A 23,055-nucleotide genomic window follows, 5' to 3' on the forward strand; every position below is an offset into this window, starting at 1 on the left:
GCCTCACCCGCCCCCACCCTTACGCACGTTGGGAGTACCGCCCATGCGTTTGCGCAGCAGCACCGCCCTGGCCGCCGTGGCCGCGACCACCGCCCTGGTCTTCTCGGCGCAGGTCCCCGCCGCCGGTGCCGACACGGCCGCCGCCGCCGGCCGTCCCGGCGATCTCGTCAGCAGCGCCCCCTCCGCCTTCCACCCGCTGCCCGGCCAGCCCACCGGTACCAAGGCCTGGAAGGTGCACTACCGCTCCACCGCCGCCGACGGCGCCCCGAACGTCGTCTCGGGCACCGTCATCGTCCCGCAGGACGGCCGCACCGGACCGCGCCCGCTCATCACCTACGCCGTCGGCACGGTCGGGCTCGGCGACTCCTGCGCCCCGAGCAACAACCTCCCGAACGGCACCGCCATGGAGGCCAACCTCATCCAGCAGTACACCCAGCGCGGCTGGGCCGTGGTCGTCACCGACTACGAGGGCCTCGGCACCCCCGGCCTCCACACCTACACCGTCGGCCCGTCGGCGGGCCACGCGATGCTCGACGCCGCCCGCGCCGCGATCCGCCTCCCCGAGGCCGGCCTGCCGGCGGACACGCCCGTCGGCATCATGGGCTACTCGCAGGGCGGCCAGGCCGCCGGCTGGGCCGCCGAGCTGCAGGGCTCGTACGCGCCGGAGCTGAAGGTCAAGGGAACGGCGACGGGCGGCGTCCCCGCCGACCTGCTGAAGGTGGCCGCCGCCAACAACGGCTCCTTCGGCTCCGGCCTCGTCTTCATGGCGGCGGCCGGGCAGGACGCGGCCTTCCCGGAGCTGGAGCTCGACACGTACCTCAACCCGGCGGGCCGCGCGCTCGTGGGCGGGATGAAGGAGAACTGCGTGGCGATCGACGCCATCGCCGGCTCCTTCAAGCGGATCTCCGACCTCACCACCCGCGACCCGCTCGCGCAGCCCGACTGGCAGGCCCGGCTGAACCAGAGCCGGCTGGGCCGCACCGCCCCGGCCGCGCCGGTGCTCCAGTACCACGCGCTCGGGGACGAGCTGATCCCGTACGCGGTCGGGCGGCAGCTGCGCTCCGAGTGGTGCGCGCGGGGCGCGGACGTCCAGTTCGACACCATCGTGCTCGGCGAGCACGTCAGCGGTGTCATCACGCACTCCCTGGCGGTCGGTGCCTGGATGGCGGACCGCTTCGCGGGCCGCGCCACCCGCCCCGACTGCTAAGCGGTATCCCGCTCATGTCCCGCCGGCTCACTCCCCGGCGGGGCAGGAGCGTGTGCCGGCCGGCAGTCTGCCGCCGGTCAGGAAGTCGTGGACGTACCCCCGGACACACGCGGAGGCGGTGTAGCCGGTGTGGCCTTCGCCCTTGTAGTCGATCACCACCGCCGAGCCGAGCCGGCGGGCCGTCTCCTCCGTCCACTCGTACGGGGTCGCCGGGTCCCCGCGCGTGCCGACGAGGAGCATGCGGGGCGCGCCGGGACGGTCGATGCGGCGGATGAAGTCGGTGCCGGCGGGCCGGCCGTAGCAGGACAGCACGGTCATCAGCTGGCCCGGCCCGAACACCGGCGAGGTGCGGCGGAACTCCGCCTCCAGGTCGTGGATCTCCTGCGCGATGGCGTGCGGGGTGGCCTCGTCGTTGCTCCGGTCGGGGTCGTCGGCGCAGTTCACGGCGGTGAGGGCGGCCTCGCCGTTGTCCTCGGGGATCTTGGCGGGGCCGTCGTCGGTCTCCCCTTCGGGCGGGTTGCCCAGCTCTTTCAGGGCGGCCGGGTCCCGGTCGCGCTCGACCCGGGCGAGGGCCTCGGCGAGGTCCGGCCACAGGGTCTTGGAGTACAGGGCGGCGCCGATCGCCCCGACCGCGTCCTGGCCGGTGAAGTGCGTGCCGTCGGTGCCGGTCAGGGGGCGCGCGTCGAGTCGTTCGACGAGTTCCTCGATCTTCTCCCGGGCGGTGCGGGTGTTCGTGCCGTAGACGCAGCCGTTCTGGTGGGCGCACCAGGTCAGGAAGTTGTCCAGGGCCCGCTGCTGGCCCCGCGCGGAGACCAGGGCCTGCTCGGCGAGCGGTTCGCTGAGGGTGTCGACCCCGTCGAGGACCATCCGGCCGGTCGTCTTCGGGAACTGCGCGGCGTAGACGGCGCCGAGCCGGGTGCCGTAGGAGAAGCCGAGGTAGTTGAGCTTCCTGTCGCCGAGGGCCTGGCGGATGCGGTCCATGTCCCGGGAGACGTTGACGGTGCCGATATAGGGCAGGACGGGCCCGGAGTGCAGCGCGCACCGCTGGGCGACGGCCCGCAGGGCGGCCAGCTGGGAGGCGGCGTCCTCCGGCACGTCGTCGCCGGTCTGCTGGTTGCCGCCGCAGGAGACGGGGCTGCTGAGACCGACGCCCCGCGGGTCGAAGGCGACGAGGTCGTAGCGCTCGCCGAGCTCCGCGAAGGCCTTGGGGTCGGCGGCCAGGGAGGCGATCCCGCGGTTGCCGGGGCCGCCGAAGTTCAGCAGCAGGGAGCCGAGGGGTCTGCGGCCGGGGGCGGTGGCGGGGATGCGGGCCACGGCCACGCGGGTGGTGCCCTTGGCGGGGTCCGCGTAGTCGAGGGGGACGGTCACCTCCGCGCACCGCATCCCCTCGGGCGGGGCTTCGAGGGGGCAGTCCCCCCACCGTATGCCCGCGGCCGGGCCCGGGCCGGGGGCTGCCCCGAGGGCGGCGGCGACGACCAGTGCGCAGGCCGCGCCGGCGACCGTACGGGGCAGGAAACGGGGCCGGGCAAAGGGCCGGGAAAAGGGCTGTGGAAGGGGCCGGGCATGGGGACGGGAACGGGGACGGGACACTGCGCCCTCCTCGGGTCGCCCCCCGGACCGGTCGGCCCAGCCCACCATAAGCGGGCTCCGCCGCCCCCGCCCCTCGACGGCCGCGGGCGCTCAGGCGGTGCGCGGCGCCCGGTACAGCTGCTCGATCTCCCTCGCGTAGTCGCGGGCGATGGCCCCGCGCCGGAGTTTCAGCGAGGGGGTCAGGTGTCCGCGTGCCTCGGTGAACTCCCCGGGCAGGACGGTGAAGCGGCGGATGGATTCGGCCCGTGAGACCAGCTTGTTCGCCTCGTCGACCGCCCGCTGGAGCTCGGCCAGCAGTTCGGGGTCGGCGACCAGCTCGCGCAGCGGCACGTTCTGCTTCTTGTGCATCTGCCGCCAGTGCGCCAGCCCGTCCGGCTCCAGGGTGAGGAGGGCGGCGATGTAGGGGCGGTTGTCGCCGATGACCAGGCACTGGCCGACCAGGGGGTGGGCGCGCAGCCAGTCCTCCAGGGGCGCGGGGGCGACGTTCTTGCCTCCGGAGGTGATGATCAGGTCCTTCTTGCGGCCGGTGATGGTCAGGTACCCGTCGGCGTCGAGCTCGCCTATGTCGCCGGTGGCCAGCCACTGTCCGGGCTGGTGGGCGGACACGTTCCAGTACCCGGCGAAGACGTGCCGGCCGCGCAGCAGCACCTCGCCGTCGTCGGCGATGCGCACCGCCGTCCCCGGCAGGGGCCAGCCGACCGTGCCGAGCCGGGGGCGCTGCGGCGGGGTGACGGTCGCGGCCGCCGTCGTCTCCGTGAGCCCGTAGCCCTCGAAGACGTCGATGCCGGCGCCGGTGTAGAAGGCGGCGAGCCGCCGCCCGAGCGGGGAGCCGCCGCTCAGGACGTAGCGCACGCGGCCGCCGAGGGCCGCCCGGATCCGCCGGTAGACCAGCGGGTCGTACAGGGCGCGGGCCGCCCGCAGCCCCATTCCGGGCGGGTTGCCCCCGGCCGCTTCGCCGCACCGCTGGGCGATGCGGGCGGCCCGGTCGAAGGAGGCGGCGCGGCCCATCTTCTCGGCGGTGGCGCGGGCGGTGTTGTAGACCTTCTCCAGCACGTAGGGGATGGCGAGGAGGAAGGTCGGCTGGAAGCCGGCGAGGTCGGCGAGCAGGTCCTCGCTGCTGATGCTCGGCGCGTGGCCGAGCTTCACCCGCGCGCGCAGGCAGCCCACGGCGACCATCCGCCCGAACACGTGCGAGAGCGGCAGGAAGAGCAGCGTGGAGGCGGGCTCGTCGGTGGCGGATCTGAACACGGGGTGCAGCAGCTCGACGGCGTTGTCGACCTCGGCGAAGAAGTTGGCGTGGGTCAGGACGCAGCCCTTGGGCTGACCGGTGGTGCCGGAGGTGTAGACGAGCGTGGCGACGGAATCGGGCGTACGGGCGGCCCTGCGCGCGTGCACGATGGCGTCGGGCAGGTGCTCCCCGGCCTTGACGAGCCGGGCCAGCGCGCCGGTGTCGAACTCCCACAGGTGCGCCAGCCCGGGGAGGTTGGCGCGCTCGGCGCTGATGAGCCGGGCCTGGACGGTGTCCTCGACGGCGCAGGCCACGGCCCCGGAGTCGTGGATGATCCAGCGGGCCTGGACGGCGGAGGAGGTCGGGTAGACGGGTACGGTGACCAGCCCGGCGGCCCATCCGGCGAAGTCGAGCAGGGTCCACTCGTAGGTCGTGCGGGCCATGATGGCGAGCCGGTCGCCCTCGGCGAGCCCCTCGGCGATCAGCCCCTTGGCGACGGCGAGCACCTCGCGCGCGAACTCGGCGGCCGTGACGTCCCGCCAGCTGCCGTCGCGCTCCTTGCGGGCGAGCACGGCCTCGCGGGGGGCCTCCCGGGCGTTCTGGAACGGGATGTCCCCGAGGGACCCGCTCGCCGCCGGGCCGACGAGGGCCGGCACGGCCACCTCGCGCACCACGCCGCCCACGATCGTCTTGACGGGCTCGACCGGCTTCGGCTCGGCTGCGTCCACGGCGTTCTCCTCGGTCGTCGGGGTGTTACCGCCGGTAATCTACGCACGCCCCGGCGCCCGGGACCACCCCCCGTACGCCTTCTCCCCGCCAGCTCCACACCCCGTCGACGGGACCACCCCCTGGCGCGCACACGCCACCCCGCGGGACTGCCGGAACGCCTGCGTCCCCGGGCCCGTACCCGGCAGAATCCGGGGAGGGTCCCGCCCCCACCCCGAGGAGCCGCCGGTGTCGCCCCAGGAAATCGAGCTGACGCTCACCCCCGCACAGGCCGCCGCGGGGGCCACCGTCTCCGTCTCCCTTCCGGCCGGCCCGCAGCGCATGCGGATACCCCCCGCACGCAACGGCGACCTCGTACGGGCCCGCGTCGGCGAGACGGAAGTCCTGCTGCGCATACGGGTGTCCGGACCCCCGGCACCGCCGCCGGTGACGCCGCAGCCCGCGCGGACGGGGAAGAGCGGCGCCCTCGGGGGCCTGCTGGCGCTCGGGGCCGTCGCCGCCGTGGTCATCGGCATCGTCGTCACGAGCAACGACGACCACTCCCACAGTGCGTCGGCCTCCTCGTCCCCGACGGCCGAGTCGACGTACACCCCGGACCCCTCGCCGACCGACAGCACGCCCACCTACGACCCGCCGACCTACAGCCCGCCGACGCGCACCCCGACGACCGAGCCGACGACCGAGCCCACGCCCGACCCCACCCCCACCACCGCGGCCCCCCGCCCCTTCGAGGCGGGCACCTGCCTCAACGGCGAACTGCCCGACTCCACCACCGCGCAGCGCGTCAGCAACATCGACGAGGTCTCCTGCTCGGCGGACGACGCCCACTACCGGGTCATCCAGCGCTTCCCCGGCACCTCGGACATGAGCCGCTGCGACGAGAACTCCCGCACCGAGTACGGCTTCTCGTACCAGTACACGATCAACGGCAGCGTCGTGAACGAGTACGTCTACTGCCTGATCGGCCTCGGCTCCTACTCCCGCTCCTGACCCTTCCGCGCCACCCGCCGCCAGACCCAGACGGCCACCCCGACGACGACGGCGGCGGCCACCCCGCCGACCGCCTCCGGCACGGCGGCGAGCAGCAGTTCCCGAACGTGGTTGCCATGCATGCGGATCTCCTTCACACGAGAGCCCCGGGATGGGGACATGAGCAGACCCTGACCCGTTTGCACCCGGTCCCCACCGGGGCAGGGACGCCCTGGGACGGGCGACCGCGTCGGCCGGGGCGAATCCCCGCGCTATGGGGACCGCCTGATCCGTCCCAGGGACGACCGGGGAAGAAGATGCATTCCGAAACGTGGCAGCGGTACGGGGCCTTCCTGCGCGCCCAGGCCGAGGAAGCCCGCCTGGGCGCGCGCGACATCGAGCAGGCCTTCAAGAAGGCGGCGCTGCGAAAACCCGGCTGCGGCATCGACGGGATGGCGTACTCCAAGTCCCACATCGACCGCCTCTACAGCGGGCGTACGACACCCAAGCCCCCCGTCCCCTTCACCATCCAGTTCCTGCGCATCACCAACAAGGCCGCCCACCTCACCGAGCAGGAGCACAAGCGCCGCTGCGACGAGGCCCTCTCCCTGCTCCGGGCCGCCACTTCCCCACCACGGCCGGCGGACGGCGGGGGTGACACCACCGCCCTCCGCCACCAGCGGGACTTGGCCCTCGCCCAGCGGGACCTGGCCCGGGTGGAGCGGGACCTGGCGTCGGCCGCCGACACCGAGAGCCGCCTCCGTTACGCCCTGCGCGACGCGGAGTTCCTGCTCCTGACCCTGTTCCAGATCACCGGCGCACTGCGCGAGATCATCGCCGGGAACGACGTCCGCGCCCTCCGCACCACCGACCCGCACGCGCTCGCCCGGGTACGCGACGAGACCCGCCAGGCGGAGGCCTACAAGTCGACGGCACAGCAGGAGGCGGACCGGGTCATCGCCCGCAAGCTGACCCTGGAACAGCTCTGGGACCGCGCCCGAGCCGACCTCCAACGCCTCGCCCAGCACCCCGACGTCTCGGAACTCACGCTCACCCACCCGGACCCCGGTCACCCGCACGGCCCGATGCCGCCCGCCGACCTGTTCGCCCGGCAAGCCCTGGACGACATCGCGGCGGCTCTCACCAAGGCACACCAGGTCAACACCCGCAAGGAGGAGGAGGTCCGCGAACTGCGCAACACCCTCATCGGCGGGGAGGGCTTCCTCGAACCGGACTATGAGCTCGCGGTCCTCCTGTCCTCTGCCCGCCTGACCCACCCGGACTCCCGCCAGTCGGCCATCGCCAAGCTCGCAACCGATTGGCACCACGACGAGGATGCCCGTGGCACCGTCATCCGTCTGGCATCCGACCCCGACGCGGCTGTCAGGCAGCACGCCGCCAAAGGGTTGGCGGCCGGCTGGTCGGGTGATCCGGACGCCCGGGAAGCCATGCTGCGACTGACCAGTGACGCGGACAGCCGCGTTCGCCGGACCGCCGCCCATGGTCTCGGTGTCGGATGGAGCGGTGACCCCCTCGCCCGGGACACCGTGCTGCGGATGGCCGGCGATCCGAGTCCGCCGGTACGCGACAGCGTCGCTAACGCGCTCATGAACGGCTGGCCGGGGGATCCCACGGCCCGCGACATCCTCCTGCTGCTCGCAAGCGACCCGGACGAAGACGTCCGCGCGGAGGTCGCGCAGGCACTCGTTCGCGGCTGGTCCGGTGATTCCACGGCCCGCGCCGCCGTGCTACGGATGCTCGGCGACACGGAGCCGGAGGTCCGCTGGTACGTCGCCGAGAAGATCGCTGCCAGCTGGCCAGGAGACCGCACGGCCCGCTCCGCGGTGCTCCGGCTGAGCGATGATCCGAGTCCGTACGTACGACTGTTCACAGCCGGCGCGCTGGCAGCCGGCTGGCCCGGCGACGCCGTGGTCCGCGGCACCGTCGTACGCCTGACCTATGACGTGGACGACGCCGTCAAGGCGGCGGCCGCCACCGCGCTCGGCGCCGGCTCGCCCGGCGACCCTGCGGCGGAGAAGGCTCTGCGACGGCTGGTCGCCGAGGGCGACCCCTCCGTACAGTTCGCCGCCGAGGCCGCCCTCGGCAACCGCGGCGGGACGGGTACGGCCGGCAGTACGGCTTGAGGGACCCCTACTCCACGCGGCCGCCGTACGCGCCGAGCAGCGCGCACTCGCGGGCCGTCGCCGTCACCGGGCGTTCGCGCAGGATCGCCCGGGCGCGGTGTTCGCCGAGGCTCGTGGCGTACCAGGGCGCGTCCTCGGCCTCCCGCAGCTGGTCCCGGATCCCCATCAGGGCGCAGGAGCGGCGGGGTTCGGGCAGCCGGTCCAGGTAGGGGGCCGCGTCCGCCGACAGGTCGCGGAGGTAGGCGAGGTCCAGCTTGCCGTCCTGCTCGTAGCGGGTCACGTTGCTCTCGGCGATGATCCCGTCGGGGGACAGCAGGCCGAAGGCCAGGACGGTCGCCGCCGCGCTGCCGACCACCGCACGGGCCAGCCAGCGCCCGCCGGCGATCCCGGCCGCCATCAGCAGCACGATGACCAGGCCCAGCCACAGTTCCATCGTGACGACCGACAGCCGCAGCCGGGTCAGGCCGTACGCGTCCACGTACAGGTCCATCCGGCGCACCGCGGAGGCGACCACCACCAGGGTCAGCAGGCACAGCGTCCCCAGTACCGAGCGGACCAGGCGCCGGTCCCCGGCACCCCCGCGCGGCGCCCAGCGCAGGGCGAGCGCGATGACTCCGAGGACGAAGACGGTGGCCCACAGCAGCTGCCAGAACCCCTGGCGCGCGTACTCGGCGTACGTGAGCCCGGTGCGCTCCAGCACCGTGTCGTAGCCGCCGAACAGCACCGCCAGCTGTACCGCGTTGAAGCCGGCGAAGAGCAGGTTGAGCACGATCAGCGGCAGGCTCCACTCCACCCGTGAGCGCGCCTTGCCCGGCGTCCGCTTCATCCGGTCCCACCGGTGCGGGGCCGCGGCCGTACGGGCGAAGGCGAGCGCGAGGACCGTGCCGAGCAGGAAGAGCAGGATCCGCCAGGGCCCCTCCGCCACCGGGATGTCGGGGCTGAGGCCGCCGATCAGATCCGCGAAGGCCGCGTCGGCGGAGGCGAACAGCGCCCCGAACACGATCAGCAGCACCACCGTCACCACGGCCGCCTTGGCGACGGGCACCCAGCGCTCCCGCCCCGCCCCGCCGCCGCGCGCCCGCACGCCCGCCCAGGCCCAGCCGACGCCCGTGACCGCGCTGTCGACGAAGCCGAGCGGGCCGAGCAGTACGCCGGGCCACCGGCGGGTTCCGTGCAGGGCCAGCGCGGCCAGCAGCACGGCGGCCAGGATCGCCAGCGTGGAGGGCCAGGCGGCGTCCCGCAGCGCCGGCACGGCGAGGAGGACGACGCAGCCGGCGGCCCACACCAGGCTCCAGGGCCTGGCCTTGCGCCCGGCCGCGCGGGCGGCGGCGTACGCGGCGACCATGGCGGGCAGCGCCGCGAGCAGCAGCCCGGGGCCCATGCCCTCCCCGAGGACGACGGCGGTGGTGAGCCCGGCGGCGAGCGCGGCCACCAGGGTGACGGGGTGGACCGGGGCCGCCTCGGCGGGGCGGATCCGCCGCCACATCGAGTTCGCCGCCTTCGCGGCGGCCGCCTCGCGTGCCTGCTGCTGGCGCATCCGGTGCTGGTAGGCCAGCCAGCCCCGCCAGGCGGCCGGGTCGTGCCCGGGCACTCCGGGGGCGGGCGGGGCGAGCGGCGCGGGCGTCGGCGGCGGCGCGGGCGTCGGCGGAGCGGGCTGAGCCGGAGCCTCGGCGGATCCGCCTGATTGCGCCTGTTCGGGCGCGTCGGCGTGGTCGGACATCGGGTCCCCTCCCCTGTTGCGTGGCCGTCAGCGTAGGCCCGCACCCCCGGGTTTTGAACACATTCAACTCATCCTTGTGGCAAGACCGTGACAGACCCTCCCGGCGACTCTTCCCGCCGGATCAGACGCACTCGGCCGTGGCCCTGACCGGCGTCCAGGCCGACGGGCCGACGAGGTTGACCGCCCGCACCTGGAAGCACTGCTTCTCGGCGGGCAGTCCGGTCCAGGTGAACGACGTGCTGTTCGGGGGCACCTTCTTGATCTGCCGCAGGGTGCTGTCGGAGACCTCGTACCACCTCTCGTCGGTCGCCTGGTCGCTCCACTCCACCACCACGCGCGTGGGGTCGGCGGCGTCCCTCGTGGGGACCACGTTCGACGGCTCGGCCGGACGGCCGAGGCCGATGCCGGTGCCGCCCGCGTGCTTCAGGCTGAAGGTCACCCGGGCGTAGTCGTCGGAGCCCGCCTCGCCGTTCTCGGCGGACAGCTGCCAGTTGGTCAGGCTCTTCCCGGGCATGAAGCCCTGCTGGATCCCCTGGTCCTCCCCGTCGAGGTCGGTGTTCAGGCAGTCCGAGCCCTCGAAGAGCCGGACACCGTCAGGCTTCCGCTCAGGGTGATGGTGTGGGTGCCGGCCGCCTCCGCGGACGGGGCCGTCCAGACGCACACCAGGGCAAGCGGTACGGCCGCTGCCGCGCCGGCGGCACGTCGCATCCTCATCGTCCTACCTCCCACATCACCCCCGAGCTCACTTGTTCAGGCAGTTCGCCCGGTACGCCTCGTCGAAGGCGGTGTCGTAGCCCACTGCGTAGCCGTTCTGGAAGGCGAGGATCAGCGGGTCGGGCTGCTTGGGGGGTACGAGGCGCGCGTGGGTGCGCGCGAGGAGGCACGCCTTGCCCTCGTCCCGCCCCCAGGTCTCCCCGGAGGACTTCCCCGCGGCGAACATGCTCTCCTGCGTCTGCTGCCGGGGCTGCGGTTGAGGCTGGGGCTGGGGGTTGTTCATCGCGGCGCACGCGGCCTTGTTGGCGGCCGCCGACTTCGCGTAGGCCTGGTTGTACCCGTACGTGTAGCCCTCGGCCTTGCCCTGGACGAACGGGCTGGGGTTGGGCGGGACCAACGGCGGCAGCGTCTTGCGGCAGATGGGCGGCTTGCCGTCGCGGTTGCCGGAGCTGGAGCCCTGGAGGTAGCCCTCACGGCAGCCGCGGTGGTACGGGTCCTGACCCTGGGTCAGCCCGTGGCAGATGGTCGGCGCCTTCGCCGCCGTGGCGGACACCGTCGTGGCCGCCGACGCGGCGGCCGGGGGCAGGGCGCCGGCGGGTACGACCGTCAGCAGCACCAGCGCGGGTGCGGAGAACAGGACGAGCGGGCCCAACGCCCGCCGCCGGAGGTGGCCGGTCATGGTCGCCCTCCCGGATACGGGTGGATCCCGCCCGGCCCGGATGGTTCGGCGGGCGCGGGTCCACGGGCGGTCCCCGGGCCCGTGGACGGGTGCCGTGACCCGGGGCGGGCGCAGGGCGTGACCCCCTCAGTCTAGGCGCCCGGACCCCGGCCCGCCCGGTCGCGAGCCCGCCGCAACGGCGCTGGCCAGGGCAGCTGTTCGGCACGTACGACGGCCTGCGGCCGGGGGGTCCGGGACTCCGGTCGACAGGCCCGGAGGGGCGGGGCACGATGGAAGGGACGGACTGCTGCCGGGGCCTGCCGTTGCGCGTGGAGCGCACCGCCCCGGGCACTGCTCCGATCCGTGGACCGCGTACCGGTGCGGCGTCTTCCCCTCCGCGGTGCCGACCCGCCCCGGCCACGCCCCCTCTCCCGCCCCCAAGGTGAGGAACGACATGAACAAGCGCACCCGTACGACCCTCTTCGTCCCCCTGGCGGTCTGTTCGCTCGCCCTGGGGTCGGCGACCGCCGCATCGGCCATGACCACGACCCCCCAGGCCGCGCCCGCGGCCCAGTGCTTCGTGGAGGCCAAGGCCAACGACGCGACCAAGGTGGTCGTCACCGGCGAAGGATTCGACAAGACCAAGGGAAAGGTCACCGTCGACCAGACCGACGGCGACGGCGGGTCCCTCGTCACGGTGGGCGCCGACGGCAAGTTCTCCGCCCTCGACCTGCCCGTCGGCAAGTACGCGGCCTCCCAGTCCGATGGAACCAAGGCCACCTGTCTGGGCGGCCAGGAGGCGCAGGACGCGGTCAACAAGAACTTCATCGACAACGAGCGCAAGCGCGGCGCCCGTGAAGGCTTCGCCGACGGCAGGGAACTGGGGCAGTCCGGCGCCTGCAAGGAAGAGCCGAAGCCGAAGGTAAAGCCCAACCAGGGTCTGACCGCCGACAACGAGGCCAAGAAGAAGGCGGACGAGGCCTACACGAAGGCCTACACCGCGGCGTTCGGCACCGCGATCAAGCAGTACTGCACCGACTGATCCGCTTCCCCTCGGATCCTCGGTCCGGGCCGGGCCCGCAGTCGATGCGGGCCCGGCCCGCCGGGCTACGCGGCACGTGGTGACTCGGGCGGCGGGCAGTCGCGGCAGCGGCCCGGTTCGCTGGCCCGGAAGCCCCGGTCGCAGCCGTCGCAGTTCTGCATGGGCTCCGGCCGCCGGGCATGGTGCGCGGGCGGCGGGGTCACCGGCATGTGCGGCGGGATCCCCTCCCTGAGGCGGTGGCCGATCAGCGCGGCCGGGCTGCGCAGGTCGGCGGGCAGGCCCCAGGCCAGCACCTGGCGCACGGCCTCCGGCTCGGCCCCCCGGTCCAGCCAGGCCGCCACCCCGGGCGCGAGCCGCCGTACGTCCCGCTCGGCAAGCAGCAGCCGGGGGTCGTCGCTGCGCAGCCGGGCGAGCAGGTCGGCGGCGTCCTGCCGGGCGGTCGCCCCTGGCCGCGGGGCGGGCTCCGGGGCGGGCTCCCGGGTGGGGGCCGCCTCCGGCTCCGGCTCCGGTACGGGGGCCCGGTCGGCGGGCGGCGGGGGCGGCGGCGGGTCGTCCTGCGGCGGGACGGCGGCGCGCGGCCGGTTGTAGGACACCGTCCGGGTCACGAGCCGGCCCTCGGGGGTCCGTACGCGGGTCCGCTCCAGGTACCCGGCGGCCTCCAGCTCCCGCAGCGCGGCGGCGATCCGGATCTCCCCCTCCGGGAAGCGGGCGGTCAGCTCCTTGATGCCGATTCCGGTACCGGCGGGCAGCGACTGGATGTGCACCGCGAGGCCGATCGCCACCAGCGACAGGACCGGGTGCTGGGCCAGGTGGTTGCCGATCACGACGTAGTGGTCGGTGTGCCGCACGTTGACGTGGACGACACCTGATGGGATGGTCCCGCTTCGAACGCGGGACGCCGTGCGCGCACGCCCGTTAAGCTCTTTGAACGCCATCTGGAAGTCGTTCTCTTCCTAGTTGGTCAGGCCCTCGTTCGGGATGCCAGTCCCGGCGGGGGCCGTCTCAGTTCTGTGGTTGGCGGGCCGAGCATATGCCCGGCAACCACCCCGGAATCCAGCCGAGTTGTCACAGTTCACCCGAGAGAGTGAGCGGGGGCCGGAGGGGGGGTTGGGTGGATTTACCTCCGTACTTAGGGGGTTATGTCGAGGGTCGCCGGATCCTGGCGGCCCGCGCCCCGGATGAGTACGGGGACCGGCCGGCGCTGAGTACCCGGGCGCAGGCGCACCGCTCGCCCAGCCGCTTGGCTGGACCCATGAACGACCCGACCTCCGCATCCGACACCGCGCTGACCTGGGGCACGGTCCTGGCCGTGGCCCTGAGCCCCGTGGCCTTCGTCTTCGGGGCCCTGGCCGGGATGGCCTCGGAGGTCCACCCCGAGGCCGTGGCGGTCGTCATGGTCTTCTGGTTCGCGTCCTGGACCCTCACCCCGGTGCTCGCCGTTGCCTGCTGGCTGCTCCGGCGACGCCCCGCCCTGGCCACGGCCGCACGCTGGGCGGGCTGGATCGCGGTGGTCCCGCCTCCGGTCACGATCCTTCTGGCGAGCCGCCTGTAGGCAGGTCCACCTCCGCCCACACGGCCTTGCACGGCGGCGGCCCCTGCTCCACCCCCCACCGGTCGGCCAGCGCCTCCACCACCGCCAGGCCCCGGCCGCCCTCGGCGTCGGCGTCCGCCTCCCGGGGGACGGGGATCCGGTCGCGGCGGGTGTCCACCACCTCGATCCGGAGCGCCCCGCCACGCAGGCTGAGCACCACCTGGAAGTCCCGTCCGGGCACCCGCCCGTGGGTCACGGCATTGGCCGCCAGCTCGGCCACGATCAGCGCGGGCCCGTCGGTGGGCAGCCCCCACGCGCGGAGCTTCTCCACGGCGAGCTGCCGGGCCTGTCGGGCGCCACGGGGCGTGGCGGGCAGCTGGACACCGAACTGATGTGCAGAGCACCAGATTTGAGTCGTCACCTCACCCAGCGTGGAGCGGCGTGGCTACCGTGAGAAGCGGTACCGCCGGTGCGTCCGGGGTTTGTCCCGCGCTTGTCCGGTGCTGTCCGGGCTGTCCTGAAGGCCGTAGGGGCAGGGGGTGTTGAGGATTTCGGTGCGTCGGAGGTGGGGCACGCATGGCGGTGGACAACGACGGTACGGAAGACGCGGGCTGGGAGATCGACCCGGAGGACGAACAGGGAGCGGCGGTCCTGGCGGCACTCGGCCGCCAGCTCAGGGCGTGGCGCGAGGAGGCGGGCATGCGGGCCGCCGACTTCGGCACGGAGGTCGGGTACGGCGAGGACCTGGTCCGCAAGGTGGAGGCGGGCAAACGGATCCCGCGCCCGGAGTACCTGGACAGGGCGGACGAGGTACTGCGGGCAGGCGGCAAGATCACGGCCATGAAGGCGGACATGGAGCAGGTCCGCTACCCGAAGAAGGTCCGCAACCTGGCAAAGCTGGAGCGCCAGGCCGTCGAATTGTCGGCATACGGCAGCCACAACATCCACGGTCTGTTGCAGACAGACGATTACGCGCGGGCCCTGTTCGAGATGTGGCAGCCTCCCCACACCAAGGAGGAGGTGGAACGCGGTTTGGCCGCACGCATGGCACGGCGATCGATCTTCGGCCGGGATCCCGTACCCGCACTCTGCTTCGTCCAAGAAGAGGTGACTCTTCGACGACGCATCGGGGGGACAATGGTGATGCGTGGGCAGCTCGAACGCCTACTGGAGGTTGCCAAGCTGCGGCACGTGACGATTCAGGTCATGCCCACCGACGTAGAAGAGCACGCCGGAATGGGCGGGTTGATCCAAGTGCTGAAGTTCGCCGATGGATCGGCGGTGGGGCGGTGTGAAGGAGCGTTCAACGGTCGCCCCGTCTCCGATCCGAGGCAGGTCCGCATCTTGGAGCAATGCCATGCCATGATCCGATCCCAGGCTCTTACGCCACGGGAGTCGGTCGCATTCATCGAGCAAGTGCTGGGAGAGACATGATCCACGAGCCCGAGCTGGAGTGGTTTAAGAGCAGCTACAGCGACAGCGGTGACATCAACGACTGCGTCGAGGTGGCGCACTCCTGGCACAAGAGCAGTTACAGCAGCGGCAGCGAAGGCGACTCCTGCGTCGAGGTGGCCGCCACCCCCGCTCGGATCCACGTCCGCGACTCCAAGGACGCCGCGCTCCCCCACCTCACCTTCGGACCCTCCGCCTGGACGGGCTTCCTTGCTACACAATGACCCCTGCGTAGGCCGAGGTTGACGTAGAGCAGGGGGCGGCATGCAGCCGGAGGAGCAGCTGGCCGGGCGGTACCGGCTGGACGAGCGGCTCGGGCACGGCGGCATGGGTGAGGTGTGGCGGGCGTACGACGTCGAGCTGGGCCGGGCCGTGGCGGTGAAGGTGCTGCGGGAGTTCGACGCCTCGGAGGAGCTGCTCGGCCGGTTCCGCCGCGAGGCGTCCATCGGGGCGCGGCTCCAGCATCCCGGCATCACCGTCGTCCACGACATCGGCCGCCACGACGACCGGCTCTTCATCGTGATGGAGCTGCTGGAGGGGCGGGACCTGTCCGACCTCCTGGCCCGCTCCCCCGGCGGCGGCCTCGCCCTCCCCCAGGTGCTCGACCTCGCCCTCCAGGCGGCGGAGGCGCTGGCGGCCGCGCACGCGCAGAAGGTGGTGCACCGGGACCTGAAGCCCGGGAACCTGTTCCTCCTCGCCGACGGCCGGCTGAAGATCTGCGACTTCGGCATCGCGCGCACCGCCGACGCCACGGGCGGGCTGACCGTGACCGGCCGTGTTTTCGGTACGCCGCCCTACATGTCCCCCGAGCAGTGGCGGGGCGAGCACGTCGACGGGCGCTGCGACGTGTACGCCCTGGGGTGCGTGCTGTACGCGCTGCTGACCGGCGCGCCGCCGTTCCACGGCACCGACCAGGCCTGGGTGCTGATGCGGATGCACCTGGAGGAGGAGCCGCCGGCCCTGGACACCGTACGGGCGGACGTGCCGCCCGCCCTCCTGGAACTGGTGGCCTCGATGCTGGCCAAGGAGCCGGCCGAGCGGCCCGACGCGCCGGCCGTCGCGGAGCGGCTGCGCGCGCTGCCGCGGCAGCCGGCCGTGCGCGACGTACCGACGGTGGACCTGCGGGGTCCTGCCCCGGCCGCACCACGGCCCAGCCGCCGCAACGTCCTGCTCGGCGGGCTGGGGGCGCTGGCGGGGGTCTCGGGCGGGACGTACGCCGTACTGCGGCTGACCGGCGACAAGAGCAACGGCAGCGAGGGCTCCGGCGGCGGCAACTCCGACGACGCGAACGGCGGCCCCGGCACGGACGGCGTGCGCCTGGCGTACGAGGTCAAGGACCATACCGGCCCCGTGCAGTCGGTGACGTTCAGCCCGGACAACAGGTACGTCGCCAGCGGCGGCAACGACCGCAGCGTGCGGGTGTGGAACCTCCTCGGGCAGGGGGGCCTCAACCCCTTCGACCGCCATGACACGACCGTGAGCTGCGTGCTCTACAGCCCCGACGGCACGACCCTCGTCGGCGGGAGCGGCAGCGCCCTCCACCTGTACGACGTCTCCAGCCTGAGCCCCGTCGGCGTCCTGGCGGGACACACGGGGCCGGTGCGCGCGGTGGCGTTCAACCCGGACGGCAACACCCTGGCCAGTGGGGGCGACGACAACACCATCCGGCTCTGGGACTTCCTGAACCGCTCCCCCACCCCCGTCGCCACCCTCACCGGCCACACCAAGCCGGTGACGTCCCTGGCGTTCAGCCCCGACGGCAAGACCCTCGCCAGCGGCGGCATCGACGGCACCATCCGCCTCTGGGACTACGCGAGCCGCACCCCCACCGGCACGCTCACCGGTCACACCAAGCCGGTCGCCTCGGTGGTGTTCAGCCCCGACGGCAAGACCCTCGCCAGCGCCGGCGCCGACAACACCATCCGGCTCTGGGACGCGGTCACCCGTACCGCCGACGGCACCCTCACCGGCCACAACAGCGCTGTCCGGTCGGTGGCGTTCAGCCCGGACGGCAAGACCCTCGCCAGCGGCGGCGGCCGTACCGTCCGGCTGTGGGACGCGGCGACGCGCGTCCACCGGGCGACCCTCAACGGGCACTCCGCCGCCGTCAGCTCGGTGGCGTTCAGCCCGAACGGCACCTTCCTCGCCAGCGGGAGCGAGGACACCACCTTCCGGGTGTGGAAGCTGCGCTGACGGCGGCGAAGATGGCCGGATGACGTCCATCGACCTGCCCGAGGACCGGGGGTGCCTGCGCTGGGTGCTCGCCGTGCCCCTGGCCCTCGTCTACCTCCCGGCGGCCTACTTCTGCTGGATCGCCCTGGTCCTGCGGCCCGGCTCCCCGTACGACCGGCTGCACGACGACGTGCGCTTCACCGCCGGCGTCTCGGTCTTCCTCTGCTTCCTCGGCCTGCTGCTGACCGCCGTCCCCGTCTTCCACCGCAACCTCGGCCGCTGGTGGTACGCGGCCCCCTTCCTCCTCGCCGCGGTGGCGTACTGGCGGGGTCAGACGGTCTGAGGACCCCCGCGGCCGGTGGGCTAGGCTCGCAGCCATGCATACCGGGACGGCTTCGCGCCACACACGGATAGGTGACCCGGTGCTCCGCTGAGCGCCGTACGGGCCGCTGCGGGCCCGCTGTCGGACCGGGATTCCGGCGCTGCCGCGCGGGCCCCGCCTCCGTCGTGTCGATCACAGGTCAGACATCAGCCACGACAGGAGAGAACCCATGCCCATCCACAAACTGTTGATCCCCACCCCGGACGGCCGGGCCGACGCCTTCGCCGCCTTCCCCGACCACGGCGAGCGGCACCCCGGGGTGCTGATGTACGCGGACGGCTTCGGCATCCGGCCCGTGATCGAGGACATGGCCCGCGAGCTGGCCGGCCACGGCTACTACGTGCTCGTCCCCAACGTCTTCCACCGGCACGGGCCGGCACCGCTGTTCGACCTGCCCGGGCACATCGGGGAAGAGGAACGGCCCGCGCTCATGGACCGCGTGATGCCGCTGATCATGGCGCACACCGCCGAACGCGTACGGCGCGACGCCGACGCCTACCTCGGGTTCCTCACCACCCGGCCCGAAGTCGCCCCCGGACCGGTCGCCGTGACCGGCTACTGCATCGGCGGGCTGCTGGCGGCGCGCACCGCCGCGGCCCACCCCGGCCGGGTGGCCGCCGTCGCCGCGTTCCACGCTCCCGTGGGCGCGGACGGGCCCGGCGCCCTCGCCGGGATCAGCGGCGAGGTGCACTTCGGCCACGCCGAGAGCGACCTGACGCCCGATGCCCTGGCGGAGCTCAACCGGGGCCTGGACGCCGCGGGGGTCGCCCACACCTCGGAGATCTACCCCGGCACCGTCCACGGCTTCACCATGCCCGACACCGACGCCTTCGACGCCTCGGCGCTGCGGCGCCACTGGGACCGCCTGCTCCCCCTCCTCGACCGCACGCTGGTCAGCGGCTGAGCTCCGGGCTCCGGCGCACGGCGCGTCCTGACCGGCGTGCGAAGGGGCGCCCCGGATCGGTGAGATCCGGGGCGCCCCTGGCCGTACGGCGTGCGTCGCGCCTCGCGCGCCGCCTTACGCGGCGACGGGCACCGGGGCCGCGGGGGCGGCCGGCTCGTCCAGCGGGGAGGACGAGGCGGCGGCGTAGGCCTCCTTGTCGAGGATCCCCTCACGGGCGGAGACGATCACCGGGACGACGGCCTGGCCGGCCACGTTCGTCGCGGTGCGCATCATGTCGAGGATCGGGTCGATCGCCATCAGCAGGCCGACGCCCGCCAGCGGCAGGCCCAGCGTGGAGAGGGTCAGCGTCAGCATCACGGTCGCGCCGGTCAGGCCGGCCGTGGCGGCGGAGCCGACGACCGAGACGAAGGCGATGAGCAGGTACTCCTTGATGCCCAGCTGCACGTCGAAGATGTTCGCGATGAAGATCGCGGCCAGCGCCGGGTAGATCGCGGCGCAGCCGTCCATCTTGGTGGTGGCGCCGAAGGGAACGGCGAAGGAGGCGTACTCCTTCGGGACGCCGAGGCGCTCGGTGACCTTCTGGGTGACCGGCATGGTGCCGACCGAGGAGCGGGAGACGAAGGCCAGCTGGATCGCGGGCCAGGCGCCCTTGAAGAACTGGACCGGGTTGACCTTGGCGACCGTCGCGAGCAGCAGCGGGTAGACGCCGAACATGACGAGCGCCGAGCCGATGTAGACGTCGGCCGTGAAGGTGGCGTACTTGCCGATCAGGTCCCAGCCGTAGCTCGCGATGGCGGTGCCGATGAGGCCGACGGTGCCGATCGGGGCGAGGCGGATGACCCACCACAGGGCCTTCTGGAGGAGTTCCAGGACGGATTCGGCGAGGTTCAGGACGGGCTGGGCCTTGGGGCCGAGCTGGAGGGCGGCGATGCCGGCGACGGCGGCCAGGAAGACGATCTGGAGGACGTTCAGCTCGGTGAAGGGCGTGACGATGTCCTTCGGCACGATGCCGGTCAGGAAGTCGAGCCAGGAGCCGTGCCGCTTGGGCTCCTTGCCGTCGGCCGGGGTGAGGCCGGTGCCGGCGCCCGGGTCGGTCAGCAGGCCGATGGCGAGGCCGATGCCCACCGCGATCAGCGAGGTGATCATGAACCAGAGCAGGGTGCGGGAGGCGAGCCGCGCGGCGTTGTTCACCTTCCGGAGGTTGGTGATGGACACCAGGATGGCGAAGAAGACCAGGGGGGCGACGGCCAGCTTCAGGAGCTGGATGAAGATGTCGCCGATCTGCTCCAGCGTGGTCTTCAGCCAGCTGACGTCCTGGCTGCGGGCGAGCCAGCCGAACAGGACGCCGAGCGCGAGGCCGGCGACGATCTGGGCCCAGAACGGGAACGTGAAGGAGGCCTTGGCGGGAGCCGGGGCCTGGGGGGACGCGGACAAGACACACTCTCCGGGGGACGCACGGACGTACGGCGGAAGGTTTCTGCAAGGGATGCGGTACGGCGGCAGCCGGAAAGGGGCCGGGCCGGCCGGGGACCGCTGCTGTTGCGCTTCAGCGGCAACGGCAACAGGCCGCGGACACGCGGCGGCAGAGGTCGACGTGCAGGCGCGCCACGAGCGGGACGCTCGGGATCATCGGGTGCGCGGCTGCGGTCAACATGGTCCCCACGCTAACACCTCCGCTTTGAGAAACTCAAAGGGATGCTTTGAGCACCGATCACGCGGAGGTCGATCCGCCCGGCGTCGCGGCCCCGGAAACGCCGAAGCCCCGGCGTCGCGGGGGGAGTTCCCGGCGCCGGGGCGTATCGGTGGACGGACGGCCGCGGGGCGGCTGTGAGGAAGGCGACCGGCGGGGCCGGCCCGCGCCCCTCAGGCGACGCGGGCGGCGTCGTCGGCCGCGTCCTCCTGGCTGCGGTTCGCGGCGAGCTTCTGCTTCGCATCCGCGACGCGTCCGGAGATCTGGGCGGACATCTCGTCGCGCTGCTTGCGCAGCAGTACGAAGGACAGCGGCGCGGAGATCACCAGCGCGAGCAGCACGACCCAGGCGAAGTTGGCGTCACCCAGCCCGGCCGGGAACCAGCCCAGGTTGACCAGGACGGCGACGAGCACCAGGCATGCGACGAAGATGCCCAGGCGCATCGCGGTGTAGCGGATCGTCGCGCTCGGCTTGAGGGACACGGTGACCCCTTCCTCTCTCCTACGTCGGCACGTGCCCGTCCAGTGAAGCACGCCGGGCCCCCGTCGCGGCCCGGTGGGGTCAGTGCAGCGGCAGCAGCATCGTGATGTCGTCGCGGTCGTCGCCGGGGGCCACGCGGATGGCGTCGGGGACGCGGCCGACCTCCTTGTAGCCGCACGCCGCGTAGAAGTGCTCCAGCCCGGCCCCGCCGCGGCACTCGAGGCGGATGGCCTCGATCCCCTCCAGCGTGCGCGCCGCGTCGGCGAGGGCGGCCATCAGCTCCCGCCCGGCGCCGCGGCCCTGGAGGGCGGGGCTGACCATGACCGTGTACGCCCAGACCCAGTGCTTGCGCAACGGGTGCGCCTCGAAGGCGAGGAAGGCGGCGGCCTGGACCGCGCCCCCGGCGTCGCGCCCGACCAGCAGCCGGTGGCGGCCCTCGGCCATCGCGACGAGGTGCTTGACCAGGGCGGGGCGGATGTCGTCGACGGTGACGGGCGGGACGAAGCCGACCGCGCCGCCGGCGTTGGTGACCTCGGTCCACAGCTGCGCGATGCCCTCGCGCAGGGCGGGGTCGACGACCGGATCGAACGTGAAGGTAAGGGTCATTGGCCTATCGTACCCATTACGCAGACGTCGGGGAACGGGAAAGCCCCGGCCCGCCGGTGAACGGGGGCCGGGGCTTCCGCGGCGGCGGTGCCGGACGCGGGGTCAGACGCGCATGGCCTGCGGGGTCTCGCGCAGCGAGGCGTCCGGGCCGGGGTACTCGCGGATGATCTCGTAGCGCGTGTTGCGCTCGACCGGGCGGAAGCCCGCCTCTCGGATGAGCTCCAGGAGGTCGTCGCGGCCCAGCTTGTTCGGGGTGCCGTAGTTGTCGGCGTCGTGGGTGATCTTGTACTCGACCACCGAGCCGTCCATGTCGTCCGCGCCGTGCTGGAGCGCGAGCTGGGCGGTCTGCACGCCGTGCATCACCCAGAAGACCTTGACGTGCGGCACGTTGTCGAAGAGCAGCCGGGAGACCGCGAAGGTCTTCAGCGCCTCGGCGCCCGTCGCCATCGTCGTGCGCGCCTGGAGCTTGTTGCGGACCTTGCCGTCCTGCATGTCCACGAAGTCGTGCTGGTAGCGCAGCGGGATGAAGACCTGGAAGCCGCCGGTCTCGTCCTGGAGCTCGCGCAGCCGCAGCACGTGGTCCACCCGGTGGCGGGGCTCCTCGATGTGCCCGTAGAGCATCGTGCTCGGGGTCTTGAGGCCCTTCTCGTGCGCCAGGCGGTGGATGCGCGACCAGTCCTCCCAGTGGGTGGCGTGGTCGACGATGTGCTGGCGGACCTCCCAGTCGAAGATCTCCGCGCCGCCGCCGGTGAGCGATTCGAGGCCGGCCTCGATCAGCTCGTCGAGGATCTCGGAGGCCGACAGGCCCGAGATCGTCTCGAAGTGGTGGATCTCGGTCGCCGTGAACGCCTTCAGCGAGACGTTCGGCAGCGCCTCCTTCAGGGCGGACAGCGAGCGCGGGTAGTACCGCCACGGCAGGGTGGGGTGCAGGCCGTTGACGATGTGCAGCTCGGTGAGGTTCTCGTTCTCCATGGCCTTGGCCAGGCGGACGGCTTCCTCGATGCGCATCGTGTACGCGTCCTTCTCGCCCGGCTTGCGCTGGAACGAGCAGTACGCGCAGGAGGCGGTGCACACGTTCGTCATGTTGAGGTGGCGGTTGACGTTGAAGTGGACCACGTCGCCGTTCTTGCGCGTGCGCACCTCGTGGGCGAGACCGCCCAGCCAGGCCAGGTCGTCCGAGGCGTAGAGGGCGATGCCGTCCTCCCGCGTCAGCCGCTCGCCGGAGCGGACCTTCTCCTCCAGCTCGCGCTTGAGCCCCGCGTCCATGCCGGTGTCTCCTCTACCTGTCCCTGTCCAGACCTGTCTGCAACCGCCACCCACCGTACTCTCAGGCGTCCTCGGGCAGCTCGCCGACCCGGTTCTCCCACTTGGTGGAGAGCACGATGGTGGTGCGGGTGCGGGAGACGCCCTTGGTGCCCGACAGCTTGCGGATGATCTTCTCCAGACCGTCGACGTCGCTGGCGCGGACCTTGAGCATGAACGAGTCGTCGCCCGCGATGAACCAGCAGTCCTCGATCTCCGCGAGGTCGCGCAGCCGGCGCGCCACGTCCTCGTGGTCGGCGGCGTCGGAGAGGGAGATGCCGATCAGCGCGGTGACGCCGAGTCCGAGCTCGGCGGCGGCCACCGTCGCGCGGTAGCCGGTGATGACACCGGCCGACTCCAGCCGGTTGATGCGGTCGGTGACGCTGGGGCCGGAGAGGCCCACGAGACGGCCCAGCTCGGCGTATGAGGCGCGACCGTTCTCACGGAGTGCCTGGATGAGCTGCCTGTCCACCGTGTCCATTACGTGGAGCCTTCCATTATTCGGCGATCCTGCAAGTTTAGGTATAGAATCAAAGGC

At 72.8% G+C, this 23,055-nt stretch carries 23 protein-coding genes; 10 read left to right on the forward strand and 13 right to left on the reverse strand.

Annotated features, from left to right (window positions below; all coding sequences use genetic code 11):
• The first annotated feature begins 43 nt into the window (after window positions 1-43).
• The gene (locus tag AB0D45_RS06995) at window positions 44-1,207 is read left to right on the forward strand and encodes a lipase family protein (RefSeq protein ID WP_362455691.1); all 1,164 of its coding nucleotides are present in this window, start codon (window positions 44-46) and stop codon (window positions 1,205-1,207) included.
• 27 nt (window positions 1,208-1,234) lie between these two features.
• On the opposite strand, the gene AB0D45_RS07000 is transcribed toward AB0D45_RS06995, so the two are convergent.
• On the reverse strand, window positions 1,235-2,575 hold the full coding sequence (locus AB0D45_RS07000) for an alpha/beta hydrolase (RefSeq protein WP_362455693.1): 1,341 nt from the start codon (window positions 2,573-2,575) through the stop codon (window positions 1,235-1,237).
• 312 nt (window positions 2,576-2,887) lie between these two features.
• Window positions 2,888-4,753, reverse strand: a complete 1,866-nt coding sequence (locus tag AB0D45_RS07005; RefSeq protein WP_362455695.1) for an AMP-dependent synthetase/ligase — start codon at window positions 4,751-4,753, stop codon at window positions 2,888-2,890.
• A 226-nt stretch (window positions 4,754-4,979) separates the two neighbouring features.
• On the opposite strand from AB0D45_RS07005, the gene AB0D45_RS07010 reads away from it, so the two are divergent.
• Complete coding sequence (locus AB0D45_RS07010) at window positions 4,980-5,741, forward strand: hypothetical protein (protein WP_362455697.1); 762 nt, start codon at window positions 4,980-4,982, stop codon at window positions 5,739-5,741.
• On the opposite strand, the gene AB0D45_RS07015 is transcribed toward AB0D45_RS07010, so the two are convergent.
• Entirely contained in the window at window positions 5,726-5,863 is a 138-nt protein-coding gene (locus AB0D45_RS07015) for a hypothetical protein (protein ID WP_362455699.1), read from the reverse strand. The genes AB0D45_RS07010 and AB0D45_RS07015 overlap by 16 nt on opposite strands.
• A gap of 174 nt (window positions 5,864-6,037) precedes the next feature.
• On the opposite strand from AB0D45_RS07015, the gene AB0D45_RS07020 reads away from it, so the two are divergent.
• Window positions 6,038-7,864, forward strand: a complete 1,827-nt coding sequence (locus AB0D45_RS07020) for a HEAT repeat domain-containing protein (protein ID WP_362455701.1) — start codon at window positions 6,038-6,040, stop codon at window positions 7,862-7,864.
• A 7-nt stretch (window positions 7,865-7,871) separates the two neighbouring features.
• On the opposite strand, the gene AB0D45_RS07025 is transcribed toward AB0D45_RS07020, so the two are convergent.
• From AB0D45_RS07025 to AB0D45_RS07035, 3 genes are all read right to left on the reverse strand, one after another.
• Window positions 7,872-9,584: a DUF4173 domain-containing protein gene (locus AB0D45_RS07025; protein WP_362455703.1), complete on the reverse strand. Its 1,713-nt coding sequence runs from the start codon at window positions 9,582-9,584 to the stop codon at window positions 7,872-7,874.
• Between the two features lie 121 nt (window positions 9,585-9,705).
• Window positions 9,706-10,098, reverse strand: coding sequence for a fibronectin type III domain-containing protein (locus AB0D45_RS07030; protein WP_362455705.1), 393 nt, complete (start codon window positions 10,096-10,098; stop codon window positions 9,706-9,708).
• A 228-nt stretch (window positions 10,099-10,326) separates the two neighbouring features.
• Window positions 10,327-10,977 carry a hypothetical protein gene (locus tag AB0D45_RS07035; protein ID WP_362455706.1) on the reverse strand — a complete coding sequence of 217 codons (651 nt, stop codon included), beginning with the start codon at window positions 10,975-10,977 and terminating at the stop codon, window positions 10,327-10,329.
• Window positions 10,978-11,410: 433 nt separating this feature from the next.
• Here AB0D45_RS07035 and AB0D45_RS07040 point away from each other — a divergent pair, with 433 nt between their 5' ends.
• Entirely contained in the window at window positions 11,411-11,998 is a 588-nt protein-coding gene (locus AB0D45_RS07040) for a hypothetical protein (protein WP_362455708.1), read from the forward strand.
• A 65-nt stretch (window positions 11,999-12,063) separates the two neighbouring features.
• On the opposite strand, the gene AB0D45_RS07045 is transcribed toward AB0D45_RS07040, so the two are convergent.
• On the reverse strand, window positions 12,064-12,846 hold the full coding sequence (locus AB0D45_RS07045; RefSeq protein ID WP_362455709.1) for a helix-turn-helix domain-containing protein: 783 nt from the start codon (window positions 12,844-12,846) through the stop codon (window positions 12,064-12,066).
• Between the two features lie 404 nt (window positions 12,847-13,250).
• Between AB0D45_RS07045 and AB0D45_RS07050 the strand changes: the two genes are divergently transcribed.
• Window positions 13,251-13,550, forward strand: a complete 300-nt coding sequence (locus AB0D45_RS07050) for a hypothetical protein (protein ID WP_362455711.1) — start codon at window positions 13,251-13,253, stop codon at window positions 13,548-13,550.
• Here the strand turns inward: AB0D45_RS07050 and AB0D45_RS07055 are convergent.
• The gene (locus AB0D45_RS07055; protein ID WP_362455810.1) at window positions 13,522-13,959 is read right to left on the reverse strand and encodes an ATP-binding protein; all 438 of its coding nucleotides are present in this window, start codon (window positions 13,957-13,959) and stop codon (window positions 13,522-13,524) included. The two genes, AB0D45_RS07050 and AB0D45_RS07055, sit on opposite strands and share 29 nt — an antisense overlap.
• A 146-nt stretch (window positions 13,960-14,105) precedes the next feature.
• Here AB0D45_RS07055 and AB0D45_RS07060 point away from each other — a divergent pair, with 146 nt between their 5' ends.
• From AB0D45_RS07060 to AB0D45_RS07080, 5 genes are all read left to right on the forward strand, one after another.
• Window positions 14,106-14,963: a helix-turn-helix transcriptional regulator gene (locus AB0D45_RS07060; protein WP_362455713.1), complete on the forward strand. Its 858-nt coding sequence runs from the start codon at window positions 14,106-14,108 to the stop codon at window positions 14,961-14,963.
• A complete protein-coding gene (locus AB0D45_RS07065; protein ID WP_362455715.1) occupies window positions 14,960-15,205 on the forward strand; it encodes a DUF397 domain-containing protein in 246 nt (81 codons plus the stop codon). The genes AB0D45_RS07060 and AB0D45_RS07065 overlap by 4 nt, the downstream gene beginning before the upstream one ends.
• Before the next feature lie 40 nt (window positions 15,206-15,245).
• On the forward strand, window positions 15,246-17,174 hold the full coding sequence (locus tag AB0D45_RS07070) for a serine/threonine-protein kinase (RefSeq protein WP_362455717.1): 1,929 nt from the start codon (window positions 15,246-15,248) through the stop codon (window positions 17,172-17,174).
• Between the two features lie 19 nt (window positions 17,175-17,193).
• Complete coding sequence (locus AB0D45_RS07075) at window positions 17,194-17,496, forward strand: hypothetical protein (protein WP_362455718.1); 303 nt, start codon at window positions 17,194-17,196, stop codon at window positions 17,494-17,496.
• 208 nt (window positions 17,497-17,704) lie between these two features.
• Complete coding sequence (locus AB0D45_RS07080; RefSeq protein ID WP_362455720.1) at window positions 17,705-18,439, forward strand: dienelactone hydrolase family protein; 735 nt, start codon at window positions 17,705-17,707, stop codon at window positions 18,437-18,439.
• Between the two features lie 114 nt (window positions 18,440-18,553).
• On the opposite strand, the gene AB0D45_RS07085 is transcribed toward AB0D45_RS07080, so the two are convergent.
• The 5 genes from AB0D45_RS07085 to AB0D45_RS07105 form a co-directional block, all read right to left on the reverse strand.
• Window positions 18,554-19,873, reverse strand: a complete 1,320-nt coding sequence (locus AB0D45_RS07085; RefSeq protein ID WP_362455721.1) for a dicarboxylate/amino acid:cation symporter — start codon at window positions 19,871-19,873, stop codon at window positions 18,554-18,556.
• Between the two features lie 429 nt (window positions 19,874-20,302).
• The gene (locus AB0D45_RS07090; RefSeq protein WP_361597162.1) at window positions 20,303-20,611 is read right to left on the reverse strand and encodes a DUF4229 domain-containing protein; all 309 of its coding nucleotides are present in this window, start codon (window positions 20,609-20,611) and stop codon (window positions 20,303-20,305) included.
• Window positions 20,612-20,690: 79 nt separating this feature from the next.
• A complete protein-coding gene (locus AB0D45_RS07095) occupies window positions 20,691-21,215 on the reverse strand; it encodes a GNAT family N-acetyltransferase (RefSeq protein WP_361597159.1) in 525 nt (174 codons plus the stop codon).
• A 102-nt stretch (window positions 21,216-21,317) separates the two neighbouring features.
• The gene (gene mqnE, locus AB0D45_RS07100) at window positions 21,318-22,481 is read right to left on the reverse strand and encodes an aminofutalosine synthase MqnE (RefSeq protein WP_361597156.1); all 1,164 of its coding nucleotides are present in this window, start codon (window positions 22,479-22,481) and stop codon (window positions 21,318-21,320) included.
• A 61-nt stretch (window positions 22,482-22,542) separates the two neighbouring features.
• A complete protein-coding gene (locus AB0D45_RS07105) occupies window positions 22,543-22,998 on the reverse strand; it encodes an Lrp/AsnC family transcriptional regulator (RefSeq protein ID WP_344151061.1) in 456 nt (151 codons plus the stop codon).
• Window positions 22,999-23,055 lie beyond the last annotated feature (57 nt).

Origin of the sequence: Streptomyces sp. NPDC048352 (genome assembly GCF_040651895.1) — a bacterium.
In the GTDB taxonomy this organism is placed as follows: domain Bacteria; phylum Actinomycetota; class Actinomycetes; order Streptomycetales; family Streptomycetaceae; genus Streptomyces.